The organism is Pseudomonas sp. G3-19 (assembly GCF_054855875.1).
On record NZ_JBMPIQ010000003.1, the window covers coordinates 1,456,869 to 1,477,236 of the forward strand.

Consider the following 20,368-nt stretch of genomic DNA (forward strand, 5'->3'; position numbering starts at 1 on the left):
CCCCGAAACTCCCGGGGACTGACCGTTCAGCGGGTTTTACCCGCCTGACATTTGCCCGGACGTACCGGGCATTTGTGCGTTGCCGGCAGACAAACCGATCCGTTCGATCTCCTCTCGCGACAATTCGATGAGCCTGGCATTTCGCGCGGCCGCCTGGTCGAACAACCTGCTCAGATACAGCGGATCGTCAGCACTCAGACCTTCGTCCTCGCCCTCCTCCATCAACTGCAGTTCATCCATTTGCCTGAACGCTTCGGGCTGCTGCTCCTTGAGATAGTCCAGCCAGTAATCGCGCTGGATCAGGTCCTCCAGAAATCTCTCGGAGCGTTCCGCGCTGACCACCTCGGCCCGCGCATTGACCAACTGCTGCGGGGTGACACCAGAGGCAAATTTCATGTTTTTCGGCTGCCCGGGCAATTCCAGTCCATCGTCCCAGCCCCCGGTCAGACCGATCCGATAACCGAGGCGGACTTCGGCTTCGTCGAAACCACTACGCGCCGCCGCCGCTTTTGCCAGCTCATCGACCTTGTCCAGCCGGAACAGCTGCCGCGACAGCGACAACAAGGCCTCGCCGCGGATTCCCGGACGGCCGGCCGGCAAATCGAGCAAGGCGTTGTAAGTGAAGACCTTGCCCTCCAGACCACTGAACGTAAGGATGCGCCCGTCCACGCAAGTCCCGTGTGTGGCCGAACCGGCGAAAATCACCTCGCGCAGCTCACTGTTGGCCGCCGCCGCTTCCATGACCATCCACACCCGTCGGGTCAGATCGGCGTTGGCCACGCGAAACTCCTGGGTGTCCTGCAATCGATCAAGCAAATGGAAGAATGCCGCGCTATCCGGTTCGGCAGCGAGTTGATCCCAGAGCCTGTCGCGTGCCAACGCCTGATCCGCCGGCAGATTCGCCAGCCACGGCGCTTTCTGTTGCGCATGGGCCTGTTCGCCCGGGAGGGTTTCGTCGGACTCGATGCTGTCGGTGGTTTCACTCAGCCCGCCGGCAACATCGTCAGCCATTTCCTCCAGATCGGAACTGGAAAAACCGAGCACTCGCGGGCGGTTACCCGCAGCCTGATAGGTTCTGAGCCTTTCGAGGGATTCCTCCGAGAGGTTGTAGTTGTCAGTCAGGTCGGTGCCGTCCATCAGCTCATCGTGCTCACCGTCCAGCGCCTGTTCGGGGATGGCGGTGATGTCGTTGCGACTGAGGTTGAGTGTCCGCAGGTGCTGCGCATCCAGCGTCCCGGCCGGCCATTCGGTGAGGTTGTTGTTGCGTAGATCCAGACTTTGCAAATGCTCGAAGTAACTGACGTCGAACGCATCGAGATGGTTGTAGCCCAGGTCCAGTGCCTGCAGATGCTGCAGACCGGACAGCGCGGCATACAGCGGCTCGGTGTCACTGAAGTTGTTGCTGGCCAGCTCGAGTCGCTCGAGCTGCGGCATTTGCCCGACGGCATCAGGCAGCGCTGTGAGTTCATTGCCACTTAGGGTCAGACTGCGCAGGTGAGTGAAAGCCTTGAGAAAGCCGTTGCTGCCCTCGGCCGTCACTCGTGTGCCTGTCAGGTTCAAGCTGCCGACATGCCCGAAATCCTCGGGCAGCGGCGGTAGATCGCCCAATTGCAGGCCGTTGAGATCCAGAAGCGCATCGACCCCGGCAACCGATAACCGTGCGCGCCAGCAGGTGAGGATGCGCCACGCCGCCAGGCTGCGTGATTGCGAGGAGATGACCCAATCGACGCCACGGGTTTCCCGGGTATACAGCCAGCCATTGAGTCGGCGAACGATGGTTTCAAAGGTCTGACTCCAACCGGTGATCCGCTCGCCGATCTGCACTTCGGTCGCACCCTCATTGCGCAGCGCCTCGATCATTTGCGTGGCTTGTTCATCGCTAAGGGCCGGCTGCACTCGCTGCAGGTCCTGGCGCATCCGTGTCAGCCCGGTACTGACCGGTGCCTGCGTCAGCGGCAGCAACTGGCGGGCCACTGATACACCGTTCTCCGCCGGCGGAAAAGTCGCCGGCACTGGCTGCCGGGCAAACGCATCCAGCGCGCCGGCAGGCAGGCCGAGGGTGTCTTCGAGCCGCCGTTGCGCCAGACGCAGTTCAGCCGACGCCGCGGCGGTCAGCGGCGTACCGGTCAGGTTGGTATTGAGCAGTGCGGTGCTCTCGAGCACGGCAGGCGGCAGCGTGCTGATACGGGTGTCGCGCAGATCCAGCCACGCCAGTTGCGGCAGACCATCGGCCCCTGTCGGCCACTGTTGCAGGTGCGTTGCCTGCAGGTCGAGGGCCTTCAAGCGCTGCAGGCTGCCAACGTTCATCTCGCTCAGCGGATTGTTCCGCAGATTCAACTGTTCGAGCGCAGGCAATTCACTCAATCCGCGCTCCAGGCCTGAAGCGTCGGTCAACTGGTTGTCGGCCAGATCCAGGTGCACCAGGCGCGAAAGGCTTTGCGACTCGATCGGCCATTCGTGCAAGGCATTGTCACTCAGATCAAGGGTTCGTACTTCGCTGAACGCACTGAGGAAACCGCGCATCTGCACGGCTGCAACGCGCTGGCCACTGAGCAGCAGCGTGCGTACATGCGCAAATGCGTCAGCGGGTAATGCCGGCAGTTCGCTGAGCATCAGCCCCGACAAGTCCAGGGTCGAAGCACTGATGGTCGCGCCGTAGCGTTTGAACATGCCCTTGCGCCAACTGGTTTTCAGGACATGGGCCAGGTTTGATCGCGCGACGAGTTCGCGCAGCGATTCTTCCGACACCACCACGCGCTGCTGCCACTGATTGAGCTGGCTATCCAGCGCAGCATATTGATCGCTCAAGGCATTGATCGCGGTGAAACGCTGCTGCTCGTCCGGCCATTGCTCGAAGAAACGATTGAACACCCCCTCGGGTGATTGATTCACGCCCTCGCCCAGGCGCCGCAACTCGCCACGGCAATAATCCCTGACCATCGTTTCTCGATCGATCAGGTGTTCTGGATGAGTCTTGACGTATTCGTACACGCCCGTGAAGTTTTCCCGGGAGAATCTTGACCAGTCCAGCGACAGCCCCGACCAGAGTTTTCCATGCCCCTGCAACAGTGTTGCCGGCACGGTGCTGATTCCGGTGTCCCTGAGGTTCAGACGCTCCAGGGCCGGTAAATCCAGCGCACCCGCAGGCCAGTCGAACAATGAATAGGCGACGATTTCCAGCGTGCGCAGATTACGCATGCCGCTGACGTCGAAAGCCAGCGGCTGATAGCTCGAGGTGCTGACACTCAAAGCTTCCAGCCGGGTCAATTGAGCCAGGCGTGCCGGCATATCGGCGGCATAGGGCATTGCGCTGTAAAGCGTCAGGTCAGTGAATTCCGGCAGATTCTGCAACACCACCGGCACGTTAGTGAACGCTTCTGCGGTGGCGTTGATGCGCAGCGACTTGAGCCTGGGGAAACTGCCCAACAGTTCATCGACGTTGGCATCGGTGATGCACCGCCCCCTGACTCGCAGATCGCGCACATGCGAGAAGTCCGCCGTCAGCACCGGTAGCGGATCATCGCAGGTCAGATCGAGGCGTGCGGCACTCGCGTGACTATCGGCCAGCGGCGAATTGCGCCAGCTCTGCTTGAAGCTGCGCACCACGCTGGATCGACCGCCGATCATCGACTCCAGCGTCGGCTCAGGGGCCGGCACACCTTCCCATTGCGCCAGCGACGATTCGAGTTCCTGCCATTCACGCAAGCGCCTTTGCAACAGCTCGTAGATCTGCGCGTCAGTCCGCCCGGCGGCCAGTTGTTTGAGGATGAACCCGCCCGCCTGCTGATCCGTTAGCGCCGGATACACATCCTGCACGCGCGTCACCAGCAACGGGTTGACGCCTTCGCCGCGACCGCTGGCGTAATAACCCAGCCCGTGCGGACGTACCCGCAACGGCGCCTTGAAGCGCTTCTTGTGGCCATGGCGTCTGCTCGCCAGTCGAGCCAGTTCGGCACGGTGTCGGGCCACATACCCGATCAGTGCCCGACGCAGTCCGGCGCTACGCGCAACCTGGGTAAAACCCAGGGCCTGCCGCGACTGATCGGGCAAGGCATGGAGGATTGAGGCAAAAAAATTGTCGCCGTGACGCGGAACACTGTTGAGCGCTTCGCCGCGCTCGTTGTACGCCTGATAGACCGGCCCGCGCTTGACCAGATACTTGGTTTGGCCGGCACTTTCGTTGCCGACACTGTCAATCAACGGCCCGTCGAGGCTACCTTCGCGCACCTCGAGACGCACCTCGTCCGACCAGCCCGGCAGTCGTTCCAGGGCGCGCAAGGTCAGCCATTGGCTTTCGCTGCCGCCGGAATTTTCCATGTGCAGGCCGGCGACCGCGTGGTTGAAGCGGCGTCGCCGGGCAAATTCACGGGAGATCTCCAGCAGCCGCAACGGCACCCGCTTGCCGCTTTGCAGGCGCGCCAGCTCCTCGGCGTTCGCCTCCAGCAGCACGCGGATTGCCGCCGAACTGCCCAACCCCGGTGTCGCGGCTTGCAGCCTGGCGATTCGCCGGTCGTTCAACGCGGGCTCGTCATAGAGCCTGTCGAACATCGCCGGTTGCCGGGTGCGCAGGTAATCGGCGATCTGTTTGCGCAGTTCCAGCGGCCGCGATTCGACCACACGCGCCGGCTCGGCGCCCAGCAGCCAACGTGTTTGCGGCTCATCCAGCGCGGCCAGAATACGTTCAGGCAATTGGCCGTCGAGCACTTCGGCGCGGGTCACCTGGATCGGTGTATGCGTCTGGCCCTCGATCAAGCCTGATTCTGCGCCGAACAGCCGGCTGGGGCCGGACAGCTGCGCTCCGTCGAAGACTTGCAGAATCTTTCCGCTCGGCCAGCGCGGCATTTGCGTGAGCATTGGCAGCGTCAGCAGATACGAATCATCCAGGGGGGTTCCTCGTTCGACCTGATCGATCAGCCGCCCGACCTGCTGCTCCGCTTCATACAGGCGCAAAGTGTCGGCCAGGGCCAGTGGCGCTGGCTGATGATCGAGGTGCATCTGGCGCAGGGCTTCATCACTGACACCACTGACATCGGCGATTTCGAGCAGTTGCGCATCCGAAAACGCCTCAGTCGAGTGACCGATGCGCCGCAGCAGGGTCAGTCGATCCCAGCTCAACGGTCGCTCCAGGTTGTGGCGCCAGGCCCCCAGTCGATTGTGCTCAAGGATCGGTTGATACGCCGCAGGATCATGCGGGTGGCGGATGCGCCAGCTTTTCAGGGTCTCGTCGTAGTGCGTCTGGTAGACCTTGCCCTGCTGGCGAATGAAGGTCTTGCCGTCGAATCGATACACGCCCTGCGCATCAGGCACGGCACTCGCCGGCAGGACACTATCGCTGACGTAAGCATCAAGGTCAGGCTTCCACAGGCGGACCGAGCCGTCAGGCCGTTCGACCGGCTGCAGATGCTCGATCACGGGCTCGGCGGAGGCCGCCTGGAGTCGGCCTGCGCCCTTGCCGACCGCGCCCATCACGCCAATCAGCGCCAGGTTCTGCGCCACATCGACCAGATGCGCCTTGGCAGCCTGGCGATCACCTTCCGACCATTCGATGGCGCCTTCGAATGATTCATAGAGCAGTTGCCCAGCCATCACGGTCATCATGATTTCGCCCAGTACCGGGACAAACATCGACACCAGGTTCAACGCCATCATGCCGAGCTCGAGCAGATGACTGAGTTTTTCTGCGCGTACCCGGGCGTCGACATCCGCTGTGGGGACGGCGTGGGCCTTCGCATCGGCGATAAATTTGGCCTGGTGCTGCTCATAGAGGTACTGCCACAGATCGGTATTGTCGGCCCAGATCCCGGCCACGCCTTTGCGGGTGGTTGGCAACGGGTCGAGAAACGGGTCAGGCTGCGGCTCGCGCTTGCCGGGGGCTTCGGGTGGCAGCTCCTTGATTCGCGCGATGGTCGACAGTGGCGGTATCAGCTGTGCAACCTTGACCCAGATCGAATGCAGCGGGTCACTCGGCGAGTCCGCAGCCTTTTGGGTGAACTGACTGAAATAGTAAGGACGGTCGGCATAGGCCACGAACTGACTGAAAAACTGCTGGTAAGCCGTCGGGCCTGGCGCGGAAGCCGTAGGGTCAGCAGCGGTGAACTTGCCTTTGAACACCTCACGCATCTGCGCCATGGTGTAGCGCTTGAGCGGGTGTTGTGGGTCATGGGGAATGTAGACGATGAACTGGTTGGTGTAGCGGTAGCGCTCGCTGATGCTGAACACCACGCAACCGGTCATCCGCCGCTTCATCAGGCTCAGGTCGCGAAACCACACGGCCTTGCCGCCGAGCTGCGGATGGATCTGGCCGTCCACCACCGACAGAATCATCCGGTAGTCGGCGGGCTCGATGTCCTGTTTCAGCAGCGCCCATTCAGCGGCGGCACGCAACGCGGTTTTCTGGCTGGCAATGAAGTGCCGGCGCAAGGTGTCGGTTTTCTCGAAAAACGCTTTGATCCTTGCCTGATAACGGGCACCGACGTCCAGCGAACGACACAGCGTCAGAAACTGCCTGACCGTGATGCCGATGTCTACTGCCTGAAACTCGCCCGGGGTTGCCGTCTCGACCACGAAACCGGATCTGGCGTGATAGGCACCTGCTTCACATTCCGAAGCCTCGAAGTTGTGCAATGCCGCTTGCAGCAAGGGCAGCTTCAACACTTCGAACGTGGAAACTTCAACTTCCAGCACCCCGAGTTCGAGGGGCCGTCTGAGACACAGCAAGGTCCTGTCGAGATCGACCGTCACGTTGAACTGATCCTTGAGTGCCTTGCCAAGCAGCGCCTGGGCAAACGCATCGACGCTTTCAAGGCCGGCCATGGTCTTGTCGAGTCGGGTCTGGGCGACAAAGGCCGCCGTGACCCGGTCTTTCAAGGCTTGTTGCTGATCATTCGAGAAATGGTGATAGCCGTGCGCTGGACGGGTACTGGCCGCTTTCATCGCGGCTCGCCGCTCGGGTGAAGCGGCAATCAGCCAATCGGGGATCAGCTGCTCCAGCAGCTTGCCGTGAAGGCTGGCGCTGACCGGAGTGCGGGGCAATGTCGGGGGATGAGTGGACATCCTGTCTCTCCTGAAAAATGGGAGGACAGGACACCATGTCCGCCACGGTGATCTGCGGTACATAGTTATCGTATTGGCGTGGACGTGTTACCGGACAAGTCATGAGCCCGCGTGCGACCAAGGCACAACCCGCTGGATTGACTATGCTGTCGGGACAGCCTTTCGGACGGGGGATTTATGGACGATCCAGTCGACAACAAGCCACCGAGCTTCTGGCAGATGCTGCACAGCGTCATGGCTGCGGCATTCGGCGTGCAAAGCGGGAAGAACCGGGCAAGGGACTTCACCCATGGCAAGCCCAGCCATTTCGTGATCCTGGGGATCGGCTTCACCGCCGTGTTCGCTTTGACGCTGTTTGTCATCGTCAAGCTGGTACTGCATTTCGCCGGGGTCTGACGGGGTTCAGTGCATCAGGATCTGCAGGCTGAACGGGTAGCGATACGACGTGGGGTGGCCCTTGGCCGACAACTTGCGAAAACTCACGCCGTAATCCGGCGACGCGCCCATGGCCAGCATTTGCTGTGCCTGATGCTTGTCGATCAGTTGCAGCAGCGACAATTGCCGGTCACGACCGCCATATCGATCCAGATCGACGCCCTGATCGTAATCATGCAATTCCACCAGCGCCCAGCCACCCAGCGTGAAGTGTCCGCCCACCAGCGCGCTCAAGCGCCCGTCGACCACCGCCTGCAACGCCTCGGGTGAGGTATTGACCGCGCTGAACAGCACATCCTTGCCAGGGACTTTGCCGGCTTCGGCAAACGCATGCATGGCGCCGAACGCCATTTCATCATTGGCTGCCCACACCAGCGACACCTTCGGATAACGGTTGACCAGTTGTCGCGCCTGCTCGTAGGCACGCTGCCGGGTCCAGCCGCTGTACACCAGTTGCCGCAGTCTCACCTGCGGATGCTCGGCCAGAGCGCGTTGCATGCCCTGCTCGCGCAATTGCGCTGACGGGGTGATCTTCAGGCCGGAAAACGCCAGCACCTCAATCTGTTCGCCCCGCGCCACGGGAGGATGCAGGCGAATCAGCTCTTTCATCATCAGGTAGCCGCCCTCCTCGTCATTCGGCACCAGGCTGCCGATGCGATCGGCACGCTCGCCGATCATCGCCTGCTGATCGGGGGTGAGCACCGCGTTGACCATGAACAGCTTGACCCCGCTGCCCTCCGCCATACGCAGGATCTGCGGCGCCACGTACTGCTCGTTGACGAATACCAGATAGTCGGGACGATTCGGTCCCTGCAGGGCAACTCTGGCCTGAGCCAGGGTGAATTCCGGCTGGCGCTGGGAATAGAGAATCTGCAAATCGACGCCCAGGTCGCGGGCGGCCGCCTGCATGAATTGCGAGTAGCTGACCCAGAAGGCTTCCTGAGTTGAACCAGGATTGAGGAACAGCACCGACTCGGCCCGGGCCGCAGAGCCGAAAACCGCACCGAACAGCAGAAGGCTGAGGTGGAAAAACTTCAACATGAATGATCCGGGCCCAAGGAAAAATGGCCGCGCATTATAGCCCCCTAATCAGCGGCTATTGACGCCTGATCCCGTTTTTTGTCCGACAATCGTCGGAAGCGGACCCGGATCGGTCGTTTACTGATGACTGACCCAGAATACCGCCGTCCCTACTACTAGAATAATCAGGAACAGAATGGCCCATGCATCGACACTGCTATCGCTTTTTCTTGCCTTGGTCGGATTGCTCATTGCATCGCCTCTTGTCGGTTTTATCGGTGATTGCAGAAAGACTCGATCACAGTTAAGACGATGATTGTCCCCGCGACAAATGTGGGTTAATCAACAACTATTCTCGTTAGGCGATTTGGTTCTTTACATATACTCAAACATCACTTTTGCGCATAACTGCAAACGGGTATATTGCCCCGGCTCCGTTAGGGAGTGCGCGGCCGTGCGCGCGTAATTGCCGAGGCACCATCGGACTCCAGCAAGCGAAAACGCAGCGTTTTCCGAGTAGCCCAAAGCCTGAGAACAGGACTTATATGTACGTATACGACGAGTACGATCAGCGGATCATCGAGGACCGCGTCAAGCAGTTCCGTGATCAGACCCGACGCTATCTGGCAGGCGAGCTGAGCGAAGAAGAATTCCGCCCCCTGCGCCTGCAAAATGGCCTCTACATCCAGCGTTTTGCGCCGATGTTGCGCGTGGCGGTGCCTTACGGCCAACTGACTTCCCGTCAGACGCGCATGATGGCCAAGATTGCCCGTGACTACGACAAGGGCTACGCCCACATCAGTACCCGGCAGAACGTGCAGTTCAACTGGCCGGCGGTGGAAGACATCCCGGACATCCTCGCGGAACTGGCCACCGTGCAGATGCACGCGATCCAGACCAGCGGCAACTGCCTGCGCAACGTCACCACCGACCAGTTCGCCGGTGTCGCTGCCGATGAAGTGATCGACCCACGCCCATGGTGCGAAATCGTCCGTCAGTGGACTACATTCCACCCGGAATTCGCCTACCTGCCGCGCAAGTTCAAGATCGCCGTCAACGGTTCGACCGCTGACCGTGCGGCCATCGAAGTCCACGACATCGGCCTGGAGCCGGTCCACAACGCCGCCGGCGAACTGGGTTTCCGTGTACTGGTCGGCGGTGGCCTGGGCCGTACCCCGGTGGTCGGCGCCTTCATCAACGAATTCCTGCCATGGCAGGACCTGTTGAGCTACCTCGACGCCATCCTGCGGGTGTACAACCGTTATGGCCGTCGCGACAACAAATACAAGGCGCGGATCAAGATCCTCGTCAAGGCGCTGACCCCTGAAGTGTTCGCGCAGAAAGTCGATGCCGAGATGGAACACCTGCGCGGTGGCCAGACCACACTGACCGAAGCCGAACTGCATCGCGTCGCCAAGCACTTCGTCGATCCGGACTACAAGGCGCTGGAGAACCAGACCGCCGCCCTGGCCGAACTCGACAAAGAGCATCCGGGTTTCGCCCGCTGGCGTTCGCGCAACACCCTGGCGCACAAAAAGCCGGGCTATGTGGCCGTGACCCTGTCGCTGAAGCCGACCGGCGTTGCGCCGGGCGACATCACCGACAAGCAGCTGGACGCCGTCGCCGATCTGGCCGAGCGCTACAGCTTCGGTCAACTGCGCACGTCCCACGAGCAGAACATCATTCTCGCCGACGTCGAGCAGAGCCAGTTGTTCACCCTCTGGGGCGAGCTGCGTGAAGGTGGTTTCGCCACGCCGAACATCGGTCTGCTGACCGACATCATCTGCTGCCCGGGCGGCGATTTCTGCTCCCTGGCCAACGCCAAATCGATCCCGATCGCCGAATCGATCCAGCGCCGTTTCGACGACCTGGACTATCTGTTCGACATCGGTGAGCTGGACCTGAACATCTCTGGTTGCATGAATGCCTGCGGTCACCACCACGTCGGCCACATCGGCATCCTCGGGGTGGACAAGAAAGGTGAAGAGTTCTACCAGGTGTCCCTCGGCGGCAGCGCCAGCCGTGACGCCAGCCTGGGCAAAATCCTCGGCCCGTCCTTCGCCCAGGACGACATGCCGGACGTGATCTCGAAGCTGATCGACGTGTACGTTGAACAACGTACCGAAGACGAGCGCTTCATCGACACCTACCAGCGTATTGGCATCGACCTCTTCAAGGAACGCGTCTATGCAGCGAATCATTAAGAACAACGAGGTGGTCGACGAAACCTGGCACTTGCTGCCCAAGGACGCGACCCTCGACGGTATCTCCAACTGCGACGACCTGATCGTGCCGCTGGCCCTGTGGCGTGATCATGCTCACGCGCTCAAGGCCCGCGATGGCGGGCTGGGTGTGTGGCTGGACGCCGACGAAGAAGCCGAGGAAATCGGTGACGACGTGGATCAGTTTCAGGTGATTGCCCTGAACTTCCCGGCCTTCACCGATGGCCGCAACTACTCCAACGCCCGCCTGCTGCGCGACCGCTATGGTTTCAAAGGTGAACTGCGGGCGATTGGCGATGTGCTGCGCGATCAGCTGTTCTACATGCACCGTTGCGGTTTCGATGCGTTCGCCCTGCGCGCCGACAAGGACCCGTACGATGCGCTGGAAAGCCTGAAAGACTTCTCGGTGACCTACCAGGCCGCCACTGACGAACCGCTGCCGCTGTTCCGTCGCCGCTGACTCGAATACGCCTTGAGCACCTGCTCAAGGCGTACTTCCCTCCTCTTCTGTATCCGAACTGGCCAGCTCATTGGCCGGATGGCGCGCGAGTGCCTGATCGGTGAGCTGGCGAATCAGCGCCTGACGTTCATTTCTGAAATTGTCGTGAATCGCATTCATCTGCACCGCTGCCTGATCGCGCGTCAGCTCCGCCTGCTCCTCCAGGCGCGCCAATGCCTGCGAGGTTCGAACATAGACAAGGGCGAAAGCGTCGGGGTAGGCCGATTCGAGAAACTCGACCCAGAATCGCTGGCCGATACACCAGTCGGGAAACGCCGAAGAGCCTTCAATACGCATCACGGCCTGATTGGCCTGATCCAGTTCTACCTGCGAGACCTCGACATTCAACGGGCTGCTCATCGCCCTTGGCTGACCAGGCAAATTCAGACGCTCCGCCAGCCCCACCCGATAGGCCAGACTGAATTCGAGCGCATGCTCGTAGACACTCGGTTGGGCGCGGGCGTTGATCTCTGCCAAGGTGCGCTCTTCCAGCGTTTGCAGGCGAAACAAGCCTCTGAGCAAATGCGTCAATTGCCGCTCCAGCGGCGCGCCATCGATCCCGGCCGCGACCGTGGCTCGGTAACACAGAACCTGGACTTCCATCTCACTGAACACCGCGGAATAACCATCGACACTGGTGGCGACGCGCGCCGTGCGGAACAATTCGCTGCGCAACCGCGTGTCTTCAGCGGCCGCCTCGACCACATTCCACACACGCTGGCTGAAATACGGGTACAACCGGGTGTAATCGGCCGTGTGGATCAATTGTGAAAGTACATTGAAGAAATCCCGCGAGCCGGGCGCTGCCCTTACCGCCTCCCAGGTAACGCTACGCGGTATCGCTTCGACGGCAGGCCTGCCGGTCAGCCAGCGCGCACTCTGACCTTCATACGGCACGCTGGGTAGCGGCTGGTGTTGATAGACCCGGGCCATTACACCGAAACTGACGCTGTTCGCCCGTTGATACGCCGCAATCTGTCGCAAGGCGTCAGGCGACAAGGGGTTACCCATCAGGCGAACGGCGCGGCTGACCATCAGCGGAGCCCTGAGTACCGCCTCCGGTACCGTGCTTATCTGGTTATCGCGCAGATCGATCAGTTGCGGTCGTTTCAAACCGGTGGTTCCCTCGGGCCAATGATCGATTGCGCAACCGCGCAAGCGCAGTCTTTCCAGATCCGGCAGCGAGCTGACATCCGGGGCATGCGCAAGGTCTGCATTGAAGTCCAGACTCAGCACCCGCAGCTTTTTCAATCGCGCCAGTGACGGCACCGATGCAGAAGATAGACGAATATGGTTCTCGCTCAGATCCAGATGCGTCAGCCAGGGCATGCGCTCCAATGCCATCGGTAACTGGGTCAATTGGTTCCCCCTCAGGGAAAGGCTGCGCAAATTTCTGAAATGACGCAAAAACGCCGTCAGTCCCTGCGGCGTAATGCCTTCCATGACCAGATGCGTGACATGGCTGAAGTCCCCGACCAGCAGTGGCAACTCTCCCAAGGGCTCCGGAGCGAAGCTCAAGGTGTCGGGTGGCGCGTCGCCCGAGGCCCCTGGCTCTCTGCGCCAGCAGCGGATGATCGCGCGCATGGCACGGGCCTTCGCTGACTGTGGAACGTCAACCAATGAGCCATCGATCCCCTTGTACTGCGTTTGCCGCGTCACCCAACGATTCAAGACTTCGCGAATACCGAGAAACTCCAGCCGCAGCAATTCCAGCTTCATCAGCACCAGAATCTCATTGCGGCCCAAAACGTTGAGTAGCGCATGGATCTGCGCAGGGGAATGGGCCGGGTAGAGTTCCTGAATACGGCGCACCATCACTGAAACGCTCACACCTGAGTTCGCCCAGGGCCCTGCCGGTGGCCGTTCAGCCAGGGCCATGGGCGAATAATCGCCGGGACGGCCGCCCATGGTTCTGGCAAACGTTGTTCGCCGTTTCATGGCAAGTTCGGTGATTTTCTCCCGCAGCCCGCTCGCCCCGGTCTCGAGCGACAGGCCCAACGCGACCTTGCGTTGCGCCGACAACCCATGCCAAAGGGCCTGGAAATAATGCTCGCGGGTGCGCCCGGAAAATGACTTCAGCGCAGCATCATTACCCTGCTGAACGCTGATGCGGTCCGCCAACACATTGATGACCACCCGCTCACTGGATGAGCTTGACGCCGTCGTCGCAACACTGTCATGGCTGCCCGACCACTCCTGTATCTCGATCGCTGAAGCCCCTGACCAACCCGGCAAATGCTCAAGGGCATCGAGCACCAGACGATTGGTACTGTGGCCACCGCCACTATCCAGGTACAGGCCTTCATAGGCTCGACACACAGCAATTGCCTGTTGATAGCGGCGTACCTCCTGCGCCAGCCGCAATGGTACGCGGGCAGCGTCCAGCTCTTGCGCTTCGCCATCCAGGGCACTGCCCGCCAACTCCTCGGCAACACTGGCAGGCAGATCGGCAAAGGTCTTCATCAGCAACGCCACCCGACCATTGCTCGGCGCTTCGCGGCGTCGATAGATTCGCTGGAACAACGGCTCCCGTCGACCTTGTGCCTGCTGGCCGATGATTTGCACCAGCTTGCGTGTCTGAACCGCCGAATCCTGGCTCGTCAAGCCGAGCAAGTTCTTGCGCCGCTGGCTGCCGAGTGCAGCCAGCAGAGAACGGTACAGTTTCCCCCGATGCACATCCTGCTGAGTTATCTTCAGGATCGTAGTGGCGGTGGGTGCGCCATAACGATTGATTGGCGTGCCCACTGCATCGACGACACTGATGGCGCAGTCTGCCGGCCAACTGGCCGATGTCGTCAGCAGGTGCAATTGCAGGTCAGCATCCGCCATGGGGGCCGACAACGGAATCTGCAGTTGCTCGATAAACTCCGTCACCGCTGCATCGGCGCGAAATCTCCACACCGTGTCGAGCAGCAAGGCCGGCGGATGACCGCGATCTACATGGATCTGACGCAACACGCTGTCTTCGATACCGCAGACAGCCAGAGCCTGCAGCGCACTGGCATCCGACAGCTCCTCGCGGGGATGGCCGAAGCGGCGCAGCAGCTTCAATCGATCCCAGTCCTGAACCAGCTCGCTGTCATGACGCCAGGCACCCCGATCATTGGTTTCGAGCAGCGGTGCATAGCGGCTCGCCGATTCCGGCGGCGCCTGCACTTCCCACAGCCCGGTCTGAGGCTCGGGGCGCACTGCATAGTGCAGATCATCGAGCGTCAGGTACGCCTGGCCATCGACCCAACGCAAGCCGCGGCCATCGCGACGCACTCCGGCAGGCAAGGCCCGACGCTGTTGATACACGTGCAAGTCAGGCTTCCAAAGGCGAGACTGCCCTGAAGCCAGTTTGACCATGCGCAAGCGCTCGATAAAAGCCGATGACCTGACGACTTTGAACGCTGTGCCTACCGCCCTGGTACTCGCAGCGAAAGCCGCCATCAGGATCATGTTTTCGACGACATCGAAAAAGTAATCCGTCGCCTGCTCCTGCTCGCCTCTGGACCAACTGGCAATCCCTTCATAGACCTGTGAGAGCAACTGCACCGCAGTGACCGCCAATAACGCCTCTCCTACTACAGGTATGAACGATACGGCGACCAACAGCAGGTCGACCCCGATTGCCTTATAGGTGTCCAGTCGGGCCAGCCGGGTTTTCTCGTCTTCATCGTCCGTTGGCACCACTACGAGCCGAGCGTCTGCCATGGTCTGTTCGGCGTGCTGGCGATACATCAGGGTGAACGGGTCGCCCGCAAAATCGATGCCGGACAACGTCACGTAGAACGAGGCACGAGGCAGGATTGAATGACTGTGCGGATACAAACGCCCATCGAGTTCGGTCACCCACGCTGCGCGCTCACTGATCTTGATGAAGCGCATGAAGAATTGGCGAAACGCTGCGCCTTTCAACCGCTGGCTCAACTGTTTCTCGAAATCGCTGAAGGATGAATACTCCTTGAGCGGGTGCAACGGATCACCTGGCAGGTAAACAACGCAACGGTAGTCGTTGTCGGCGTGCTCACTCACCGGGCCGATAAACAGCACACCGTTAAGTGTGACACCAAGCATCCGCAAGGCCTGATAACTCAGGGTGTTGTTGCCCAGTTTGATCGTGTCCCGGTTATCCTTGACTGCCTGCAACATCTCATGCACTTCGACACTGATGTGTTTCTTCAGCAATGCGACGTGCCGATCCACCTCGAAGCGACACCGCAAGTTCGCAGTAAACTTGCTGCGCAACGGATTGGCCTCGGCATCCACATTGAAGACCGCACGAAGATGAGTCTGATATTGCTGGCCCAAGTCCAGGGTTCGACACAACAGCGCAAATTCATGGGGCTGGATCGATAATATATGCGCTTCTCGACCGGTTACTTTCTCGGGAATATAGATCAAGGAGGTATCGTTATAATTTGTGGCCTGAGTCTCACGGAGTTCGAAGTTTTCGCAGGCGGCCGTGAGCAGATCCCGATCGACTGGCAACACCAGTTTCCTGCGCAAGCCCAACAGACTGGAGGTGGAGCGCACATGCTGAAAAATCACCCCGCTGATATCCAGCGACTTGCCGAGCTTTTGCGACATGGCGCTGGTCAGTAACGGCGCGCAAAATGCTTCGGGCGACTTGAGCGTCTTCAGAAACGGGTCCATTTCACTCTGGGCGCGATGGCTGGCCATCATGCTTTGATAAAGTATTTGACGCAGTTCATCCGATGCCGACAGCAGCCAGCCGGGAGCATTGTTCTTGATTAACTCAAAGAACATGCCTTTTTGTTCGGGTGTTAATACAGGCGCGACAGCCTGTACAGGTAAGGAAGACATACTGAATATCTCGAAAACTGAAAGTAGCAACAGCTTATCGAGCAGGCCTTTTTATAAAAGCGCGAATTGCCGATGAAAAACTTCAAGTTCGAATCAACTATTCAAACTCAAACTATACATATATACCGCCACCCTAAAAAAACCCCTCTCACCGTTACAGTGAAAGGGGTTTTTTGTTGGCTTTTTCTTACCAGAAGCGTTGCTGGGTCAAGCGGCTCCACCAGCTCAGCAGCACACGATCCACTGAACCGCTGGCAGCCATGCCGATGCGCTCCTGCAGGCTTTTGCGCTCGGCGTAATGCAGGTGATAAACCTCGGCTTTCTTCGCCCGGTCTGCCAGGTATTCATCGCTGGTCTTGAGTTCGTCGACCAGTTGTTTGTCCAGCGCTGCAACACCAAGCCAGACCTCACCGGTGGCCACTTCGTCAATGGCCAGTTGCGGGCGATAACGGGAAACGAAGTTCTTGAACAGCTGATGGGTGATGTCCAGGTCTTCCTGGAACTTCTCCCGGCCCTTTTCGGTGTTTTCGCCGAACACGGTCAGGGTGCGCTTGTACTCACCGGCGGTCAGCACTTCGAAATCGATGTCGTGCTTTTTCAGCAGACGGTTGACGTTGGGCAACTGCGCCACCACACCAATCGAGCCGAGAATCGCGAACGGCGCGCTGATGATCTTCTCGCCAATGCACGCCATCATGTAACCGCCGCTGGCCGCGACCTTGTCGATACACACGGTCAACGGCACGCCGGCCTCGCGAATACGTGCCAGTTGCGAAGACGCCAGACCGTAGCTGTGCACCATGCCGCCGCCGCTTTCCAGACGCAGTACCACTTCGTCCTTGGGCGTGGCGAGGGTCAGCAGTGCGGTGATTTCGTGACGCAGGCTCTCGGTGGCCGAGGCCTTGATGTCACCGTCGAAATCGAGCACGAACACCCGGGATTTGCTCTCGGGTTTGTTCTTCTGCTTCTTCTCGGATTTTTCCGATTTGGCCTGGCCCTTGCGCAGGGCCTTGAGCTGATCCTTGTCGAGCAGGGTCTGCTCCAGACGTTCACGCAAGCCTTTATAGAAATCGTTGAGCTTGCTGACCTGCAACTGCCCCGCCGACTTGCGCCGGCCCTTGCTGCGCAATGCAGCAAAACTGGCGAGCACCACCAGGATGGCGACCACCAGCGTTACGGTCTTGGCCAGGAAGCTGGCGTATTCGGTGAAAAACTCCACAGAGACTCCTTAAAACAATGCGCGGATGCAAAACACGCGCGGGATGGTTCCAGCATACCCATGCGCCGCCTCGTCGGCCAGCCGTGAAACCTCTGGCAACAGGCCTGTAACGAGCATTTCAAACAAGCGTATGTTTTTTCATTGACAGCACTCTTTCATCCTCATAACCTCGCCAAACCTTCAACGTACCGGGATGACGCGGACGTGGGCAGCATCTATCTGATTCGACATGGCCAGGCCTCCTTTGGTGCAGACGACTATGACGTCCTGTCGCCCATCGGTGTGCGCCAGGCAGAAGTCCTCGGACAGCACCTCGCCGAGCTGGGAATCCGCTTTGATCGCTGCCTGGCCGGCGACCTGCGTCGTCAGCAACACACGGCCAGCAGTGCGCTGGAGCAATTCAGCGCCAAGGGCCTGTCGGTACCGACGCTGGAGACCGACTCCGCGTTCAACGAGTTCGATGCCGACGCGATCATCCGCGCCCTGATCCCGGCCATGCTCGAGGACGAGCCGGAAGCCATCGACATCCTGCGTAACGCGGCGCAGAACCGCGCCGAATTCCAGCGTATCTTCGCCCTGGTCATCGAGCGCTGGCTGGCAGGCACCTACGACACACCCGGGCTGGAAAGCTGGCTGGGGTTTGTCGAGCGAGTACGGGGCGGATTGCACCGGATCCTCGAACAGGCCGACGGCAACCAGAAAATCGCCGTATTCACCTCCGGCGGCACCATCGCCGCCCTGCTCCACCTGATTACCCAAATGCCTGCCCGACAGGCCTTTGAACTGAATTGGCAAATCGTCAACACCTCGCTCAACCAGCTGAAGTTCCGCGGTCGCGAGGTGGCTTTGGCCTCCTTCAACAGTCACGCACACCTGCAACTGCTGAAGGCTCCGGAACTCATCACTTTCCGCTGAGTCCGGATAATTGTGACCCTTGCTGTAATCAACCAGCGCCTAACCCAAGAAAGGATCGAACCATGACCTCCGTAGCTGATGCCGTAAAAGCGATGCAAGCCAAGTTCAACCCAGCCGCTGCTGCCGGTCTGGATCTGGTTTTCGGTTTCAACATCACCGACGAAGACAAGCACTACGCGCTGATCGTCAAAGACGGTACTTGCGACATCCAGGAAGGTGAAAACCCGGACGCCAACTGCACCCTGGTAATGGACAGTGCAACCCTGAAAGACATCGTCAGCGGTGAAACCGACGGCATGCAAGCGTTCATGGGCGGCAAGCTGCGCGTTGAAGGCGACATGATGTTGTCGATGAAGCTGTCCGAGCTGTTCCCGTCGTAAGACGTCGTTCGGTTTAAAGAAAATCCCGCCCTAGTGGCGGGATTTTTGCGTCTGGCTCCCGGGTTTCGTCATAAACAGGCCATAGGTGGGAGGGGGCTTGCTCCCGAAGACGTCGGATCAGCCACAAGTTTTGCCGCCTGTCACACCGCTTTCGGGAGCAAGCCCCCTCCCACATTGGTCACGTGGTCACGTGGCGCACCATAAAACGCGGCATGCACCTTCTACTACGTTGGAGCTGTCATCAACCAGCAAATGATGCCGCCAACAGCTCCTGCGTATACGGATGCTGCGCATCGCTGAATAGCGCACGGGTCTCGCCACGCTCCAACACTTCGCCATCCTTCATCACAATCAGGTCATGGGCCAACGCCCGCACCACCGCCAGGTCATGGCTGATGAACAGATAAGTCAGCCCATGCTCTTCCTGCAACCGCCGCAATAAAGCAACGATCTGCTTCTGCACCGTGCGATCCAGTGCCGAGGTCGGCTCATCGAGCAGAATCAAATCAGGCTTGAGCACCAGCGCCCGAGCGATGGCAATCCGTTGCCGCTGGCCACCGGAAAACTCGTGCGGATAGCGATGTCGGGTGGCCGGATCGAGACCGACTTCGCGCAGCACATCGATCACCGCCTGCTCACGCTCGGCAGCATTCAAGTCGCTATGTACCTGCAAGCCCTCGGCAATGATCTGCTCCACACACAGGCGCGGGCTGAGGCTGCCGAACGGGTCCTGAAACACCACTTGCAGGCGTTTGCGCAGTGGCCGCAGCTGCTTGCCGCTCAACTGCTCCAGCGCCTCACCGGCAAAGCGAATGCTGCCCTCGGCGTCGATCAGGCGCAAAATCGCCTGACCCAAGGTCGACTTGCCCGAGCCCGACTCGCCGACAATCCCCAGCGTTTTGCCGCGCTGCAGGTTCAGATCAATGCCCTTGACCGCCTGCAGCCAAGTCTTCGGTCGCAGCCAACCGCCGCCCAGGCGAAAACGCACATGCAGATCGCGCACCTGCAACAAGTTCTGCGCGACATCCCGACGTAGCGCTTCGCCCCCCGGCTCGGCGTTGAGCAATTCGATACTGTAGGGATGCTGCGGCGCACGGAACAGTTGCTCGCGCGACGCCTGCTCGACGATCCGTCCACCGCGCATCACCGCCACCCGTTGCGCAATGGTGCGCACCAGATTCAGGTCATGGCTGATGATCAACAGCGCCATGCCGAGCCGCTGCTGCAAGTCTTTGAGCAGCAACAGAATCCTGCGCTGCACCGTCACATCCAGCGCCGTGGTCGGCTCGTCGGCGATCAGCAGTTGCGGCTCGCAGGCCAGCGCCATGGCAATCATCACCCGCTGGCGTTGACCTCCAGAGAGTTGATGCGGATAGGCCTTGAGCCGTTCGCGCGGTTTCTGAATCCCCACCAGTTCGAGCAGTTCAAGAATCCGTTCACGGGCTTGCGCGCCGGCCAGGCCTTTGTGCAACGCTAGGCTCTCACCGAGTTGCCGCTCGATGGTATGCAGTGGATTCAGCGAACTCATCGGTTCCTGAAAAATCATCGCGATGCGGTTGCCCCTTAACTGGCGCAGATAGCGCTCATGCACACCGAGCAGCTCTTCACCGGCATAACGAATGCTGCCATCGATCCGCGTGATGTTCGGGTCAAGCAATTGCAGGATGCTGTGGGCGGTCACCGATTTGCCGGAGCCAGACTCCCCGACCAGGGCCAGGCATTCGCCCGGACGAATATCGAGGTCGATGCCATGCACCACAGGCTGGCCGTTGAATGCCACACGCAGGTCGCGGATTTCAATCAGGTTATCGCTCAT

10 protein-coding genes are annotated in these 20,368 nt (G+C 60.1%); 5 read left to right on the forward strand and 5 right to left on the reverse strand.

Annotation, left to right across the window (positions count from 1 at the left end):
- Positions 1 to 36: 36 nt before the first annotated feature.
- The gene (locus ACOYXI_RS06680) at positions 37 to 7,053 is read right to left on the reverse strand and encodes an NEL-type E3 ubiquitin ligase domain-containing protein (protein WP_461674579.1); all 7,017 of its coding nucleotides are present in this window, start codon (positions 7,051 to 7,053) and stop codon (positions 37 to 39) included.
- A gap of 177 nt (positions 7,054 to 7,230) precedes the next feature.
- Between ACOYXI_RS06680 and ACOYXI_RS06685 the strand changes: the two genes are divergently transcribed.
- Positions 7,231 to 7,449, forward strand: coding sequence for a DUF2970 domain-containing protein (locus ACOYXI_RS06685; protein ID WP_007967863.1), 219 nt, complete (start codon positions 7,231 to 7,233; stop codon positions 7,447 to 7,449).
- A 6-nt stretch (positions 7,450 to 7,455) separates the two neighbouring features.
- On the opposite strand, the gene ACOYXI_RS06690 is transcribed toward ACOYXI_RS06685, so the two are convergent.
- A complete protein-coding gene (locus ACOYXI_RS06690) occupies positions 7,456 to 8,529 on the reverse strand; it encodes an ABC transporter substrate-binding protein (protein WP_461674580.1) in 1,074 nt (357 codons plus the stop codon).
- Between the two features lie 524 nt (positions 8,530 to 9,053).
- Here ACOYXI_RS06690 and ACOYXI_RS06695 point away from each other — a divergent pair.
- Both ACOYXI_RS06695 and ACOYXI_RS06700 read left to right on the forward strand, forming a co-directional pair.
- On the forward strand, positions 9,054 to 10,712 hold the full coding sequence (locus tag ACOYXI_RS06695) for a nitrite/sulfite reductase (RefSeq protein ID WP_098964197.1): 1,659 nt from the start codon (positions 9,054 to 9,056) through the stop codon (positions 10,710 to 10,712).
- Positions 10,696 to 11,190 carry a DUF934 domain-containing protein gene (locus ACOYXI_RS06700; RefSeq protein WP_333990513.1) on the forward strand — a complete coding sequence of 165 codons (495 nt, stop codon included), beginning with the start codon at positions 10,696 to 10,698 and terminating at the stop codon, positions 11,188 to 11,190. The genes ACOYXI_RS06695 and ACOYXI_RS06700 overlap by 17 nt, the downstream gene beginning before the upstream one ends.
- A gap of 24 nt (positions 11,191 to 11,214) precedes the next feature.
- Here ACOYXI_RS06700 and ACOYXI_RS06705 read toward each other — a convergent pair whose 3' ends face one another.
- Together ACOYXI_RS06705 and sohB are read right to left on the reverse strand one after the other, a co-directional pair.
- Positions 11,215 to 16,038 (reverse strand): dermonecrotic toxin domain-containing protein, encoded by a 4,824-nt coding sequence (locus ACOYXI_RS06705; protein WP_461674581.1) that lies wholly within the window; start codon positions 16,036 to 16,038, stop codon positions 11,215 to 11,217.
- Positions 16,039 to 16,225: 187 nt separating this feature from the next.
- Positions 16,226 to 17,257 (reverse strand): protease SohB, encoded by a 1,032-nt coding sequence (gene sohB / locus ACOYXI_RS06710; RefSeq protein WP_027613703.1) that lies wholly within the window; start codon positions 17,255 to 17,257, stop codon positions 16,226 to 16,228.
- Between the two features lie 204 nt (positions 17,258 to 17,461).
- Between sohB and ACOYXI_RS06715 the strand changes: the two genes are divergently transcribed.
- Positions 17,462 to 18,172 (forward strand): histidine phosphatase family protein, encoded by a 711-nt coding sequence (locus tag ACOYXI_RS06715; RefSeq protein ID WP_461674582.1) that lies wholly within the window; start codon positions 17,462 to 17,464, stop codon positions 18,170 to 18,172.
- Between the two features lie 62 nt (positions 18,173 to 18,234).
- The gene (locus tag ACOYXI_RS06720) at positions 18,235 to 18,552 is read left to right on the forward strand and encodes an SCP2 sterol-binding domain-containing protein (RefSeq protein WP_210557315.1); all 318 of its coding nucleotides are present in this window, start codon (positions 18,235 to 18,237) and stop codon (positions 18,550 to 18,552) included.
- A 241-nt stretch (positions 18,553 to 18,793) separates the two neighbouring features.
- Here ACOYXI_RS06720 and ACOYXI_RS06725 read toward each other — a convergent pair whose 3' ends face one another.
- The gene (locus ACOYXI_RS06725) at positions 18,794 to 20,368 is read right to left on the reverse strand and encodes an ABC transporter ATP-binding protein (RefSeq protein WP_461674583.1); all 1,575 of its coding nucleotides are present in this window, start codon (positions 20,366 to 20,368) and stop codon (positions 18,794 to 18,796) included.

Coding starts and splice junctions, on each gene's coding strand:
- ACOYXI_RS06680 (WP_461674579.1), bottom strand. CDS start 7,053: ATGTCCACTCATCCCCCGACATTGCCCCGCACTCCGGTCAGCGCCAGC.
- ACOYXI_RS06685 (WP_007967863.1), top strand. CDS start 7,231: ATGGACGATCCAGTCGACAACAAGCCACCGAGCTTCTGGCAGATGCTG.
- ACOYXI_RS06690 (WP_461674580.1), bottom strand. CDS start 8,529: ATGTTGAAGTTTTTCCACCTCAGCCTTCTGCTGTTCGGTGCGGTTTTC.
- ACOYXI_RS06695 (WP_098964197.1), top strand. CDS start 9,054: ATGTACGTATACGACGAGTACGATCAGCGGATCATCGAGGACCGCGTC.
- ACOYXI_RS06700 (WP_333990513.1), top strand. CDS start 10,696: ATGCAGCGAATCATTAAGAACAACGAGGTGGTCGACGAAACCTGGCAC.
- ACOYXI_RS06705 (WP_461674581.1), bottom strand. CDS start 16,038: ATGTCTTCCTTACCTGTACAGGCTGTCGCGCCTGTATTAACACCCGAA.
- ACOYXI_RS06720 (WP_210557315.1), top strand. CDS start 18,235: ATGACCTCCGTAGCTGATGCCGTAAAAGCGATGCAAGCCAAGTTCAAC.
- ACOYXI_RS06725 (WP_461674583.1), bottom strand. CDS start 20,368: ATGAGCGATAACCTGATTGAAATCCGCGACCTGCGTGTGGCATTCAAC.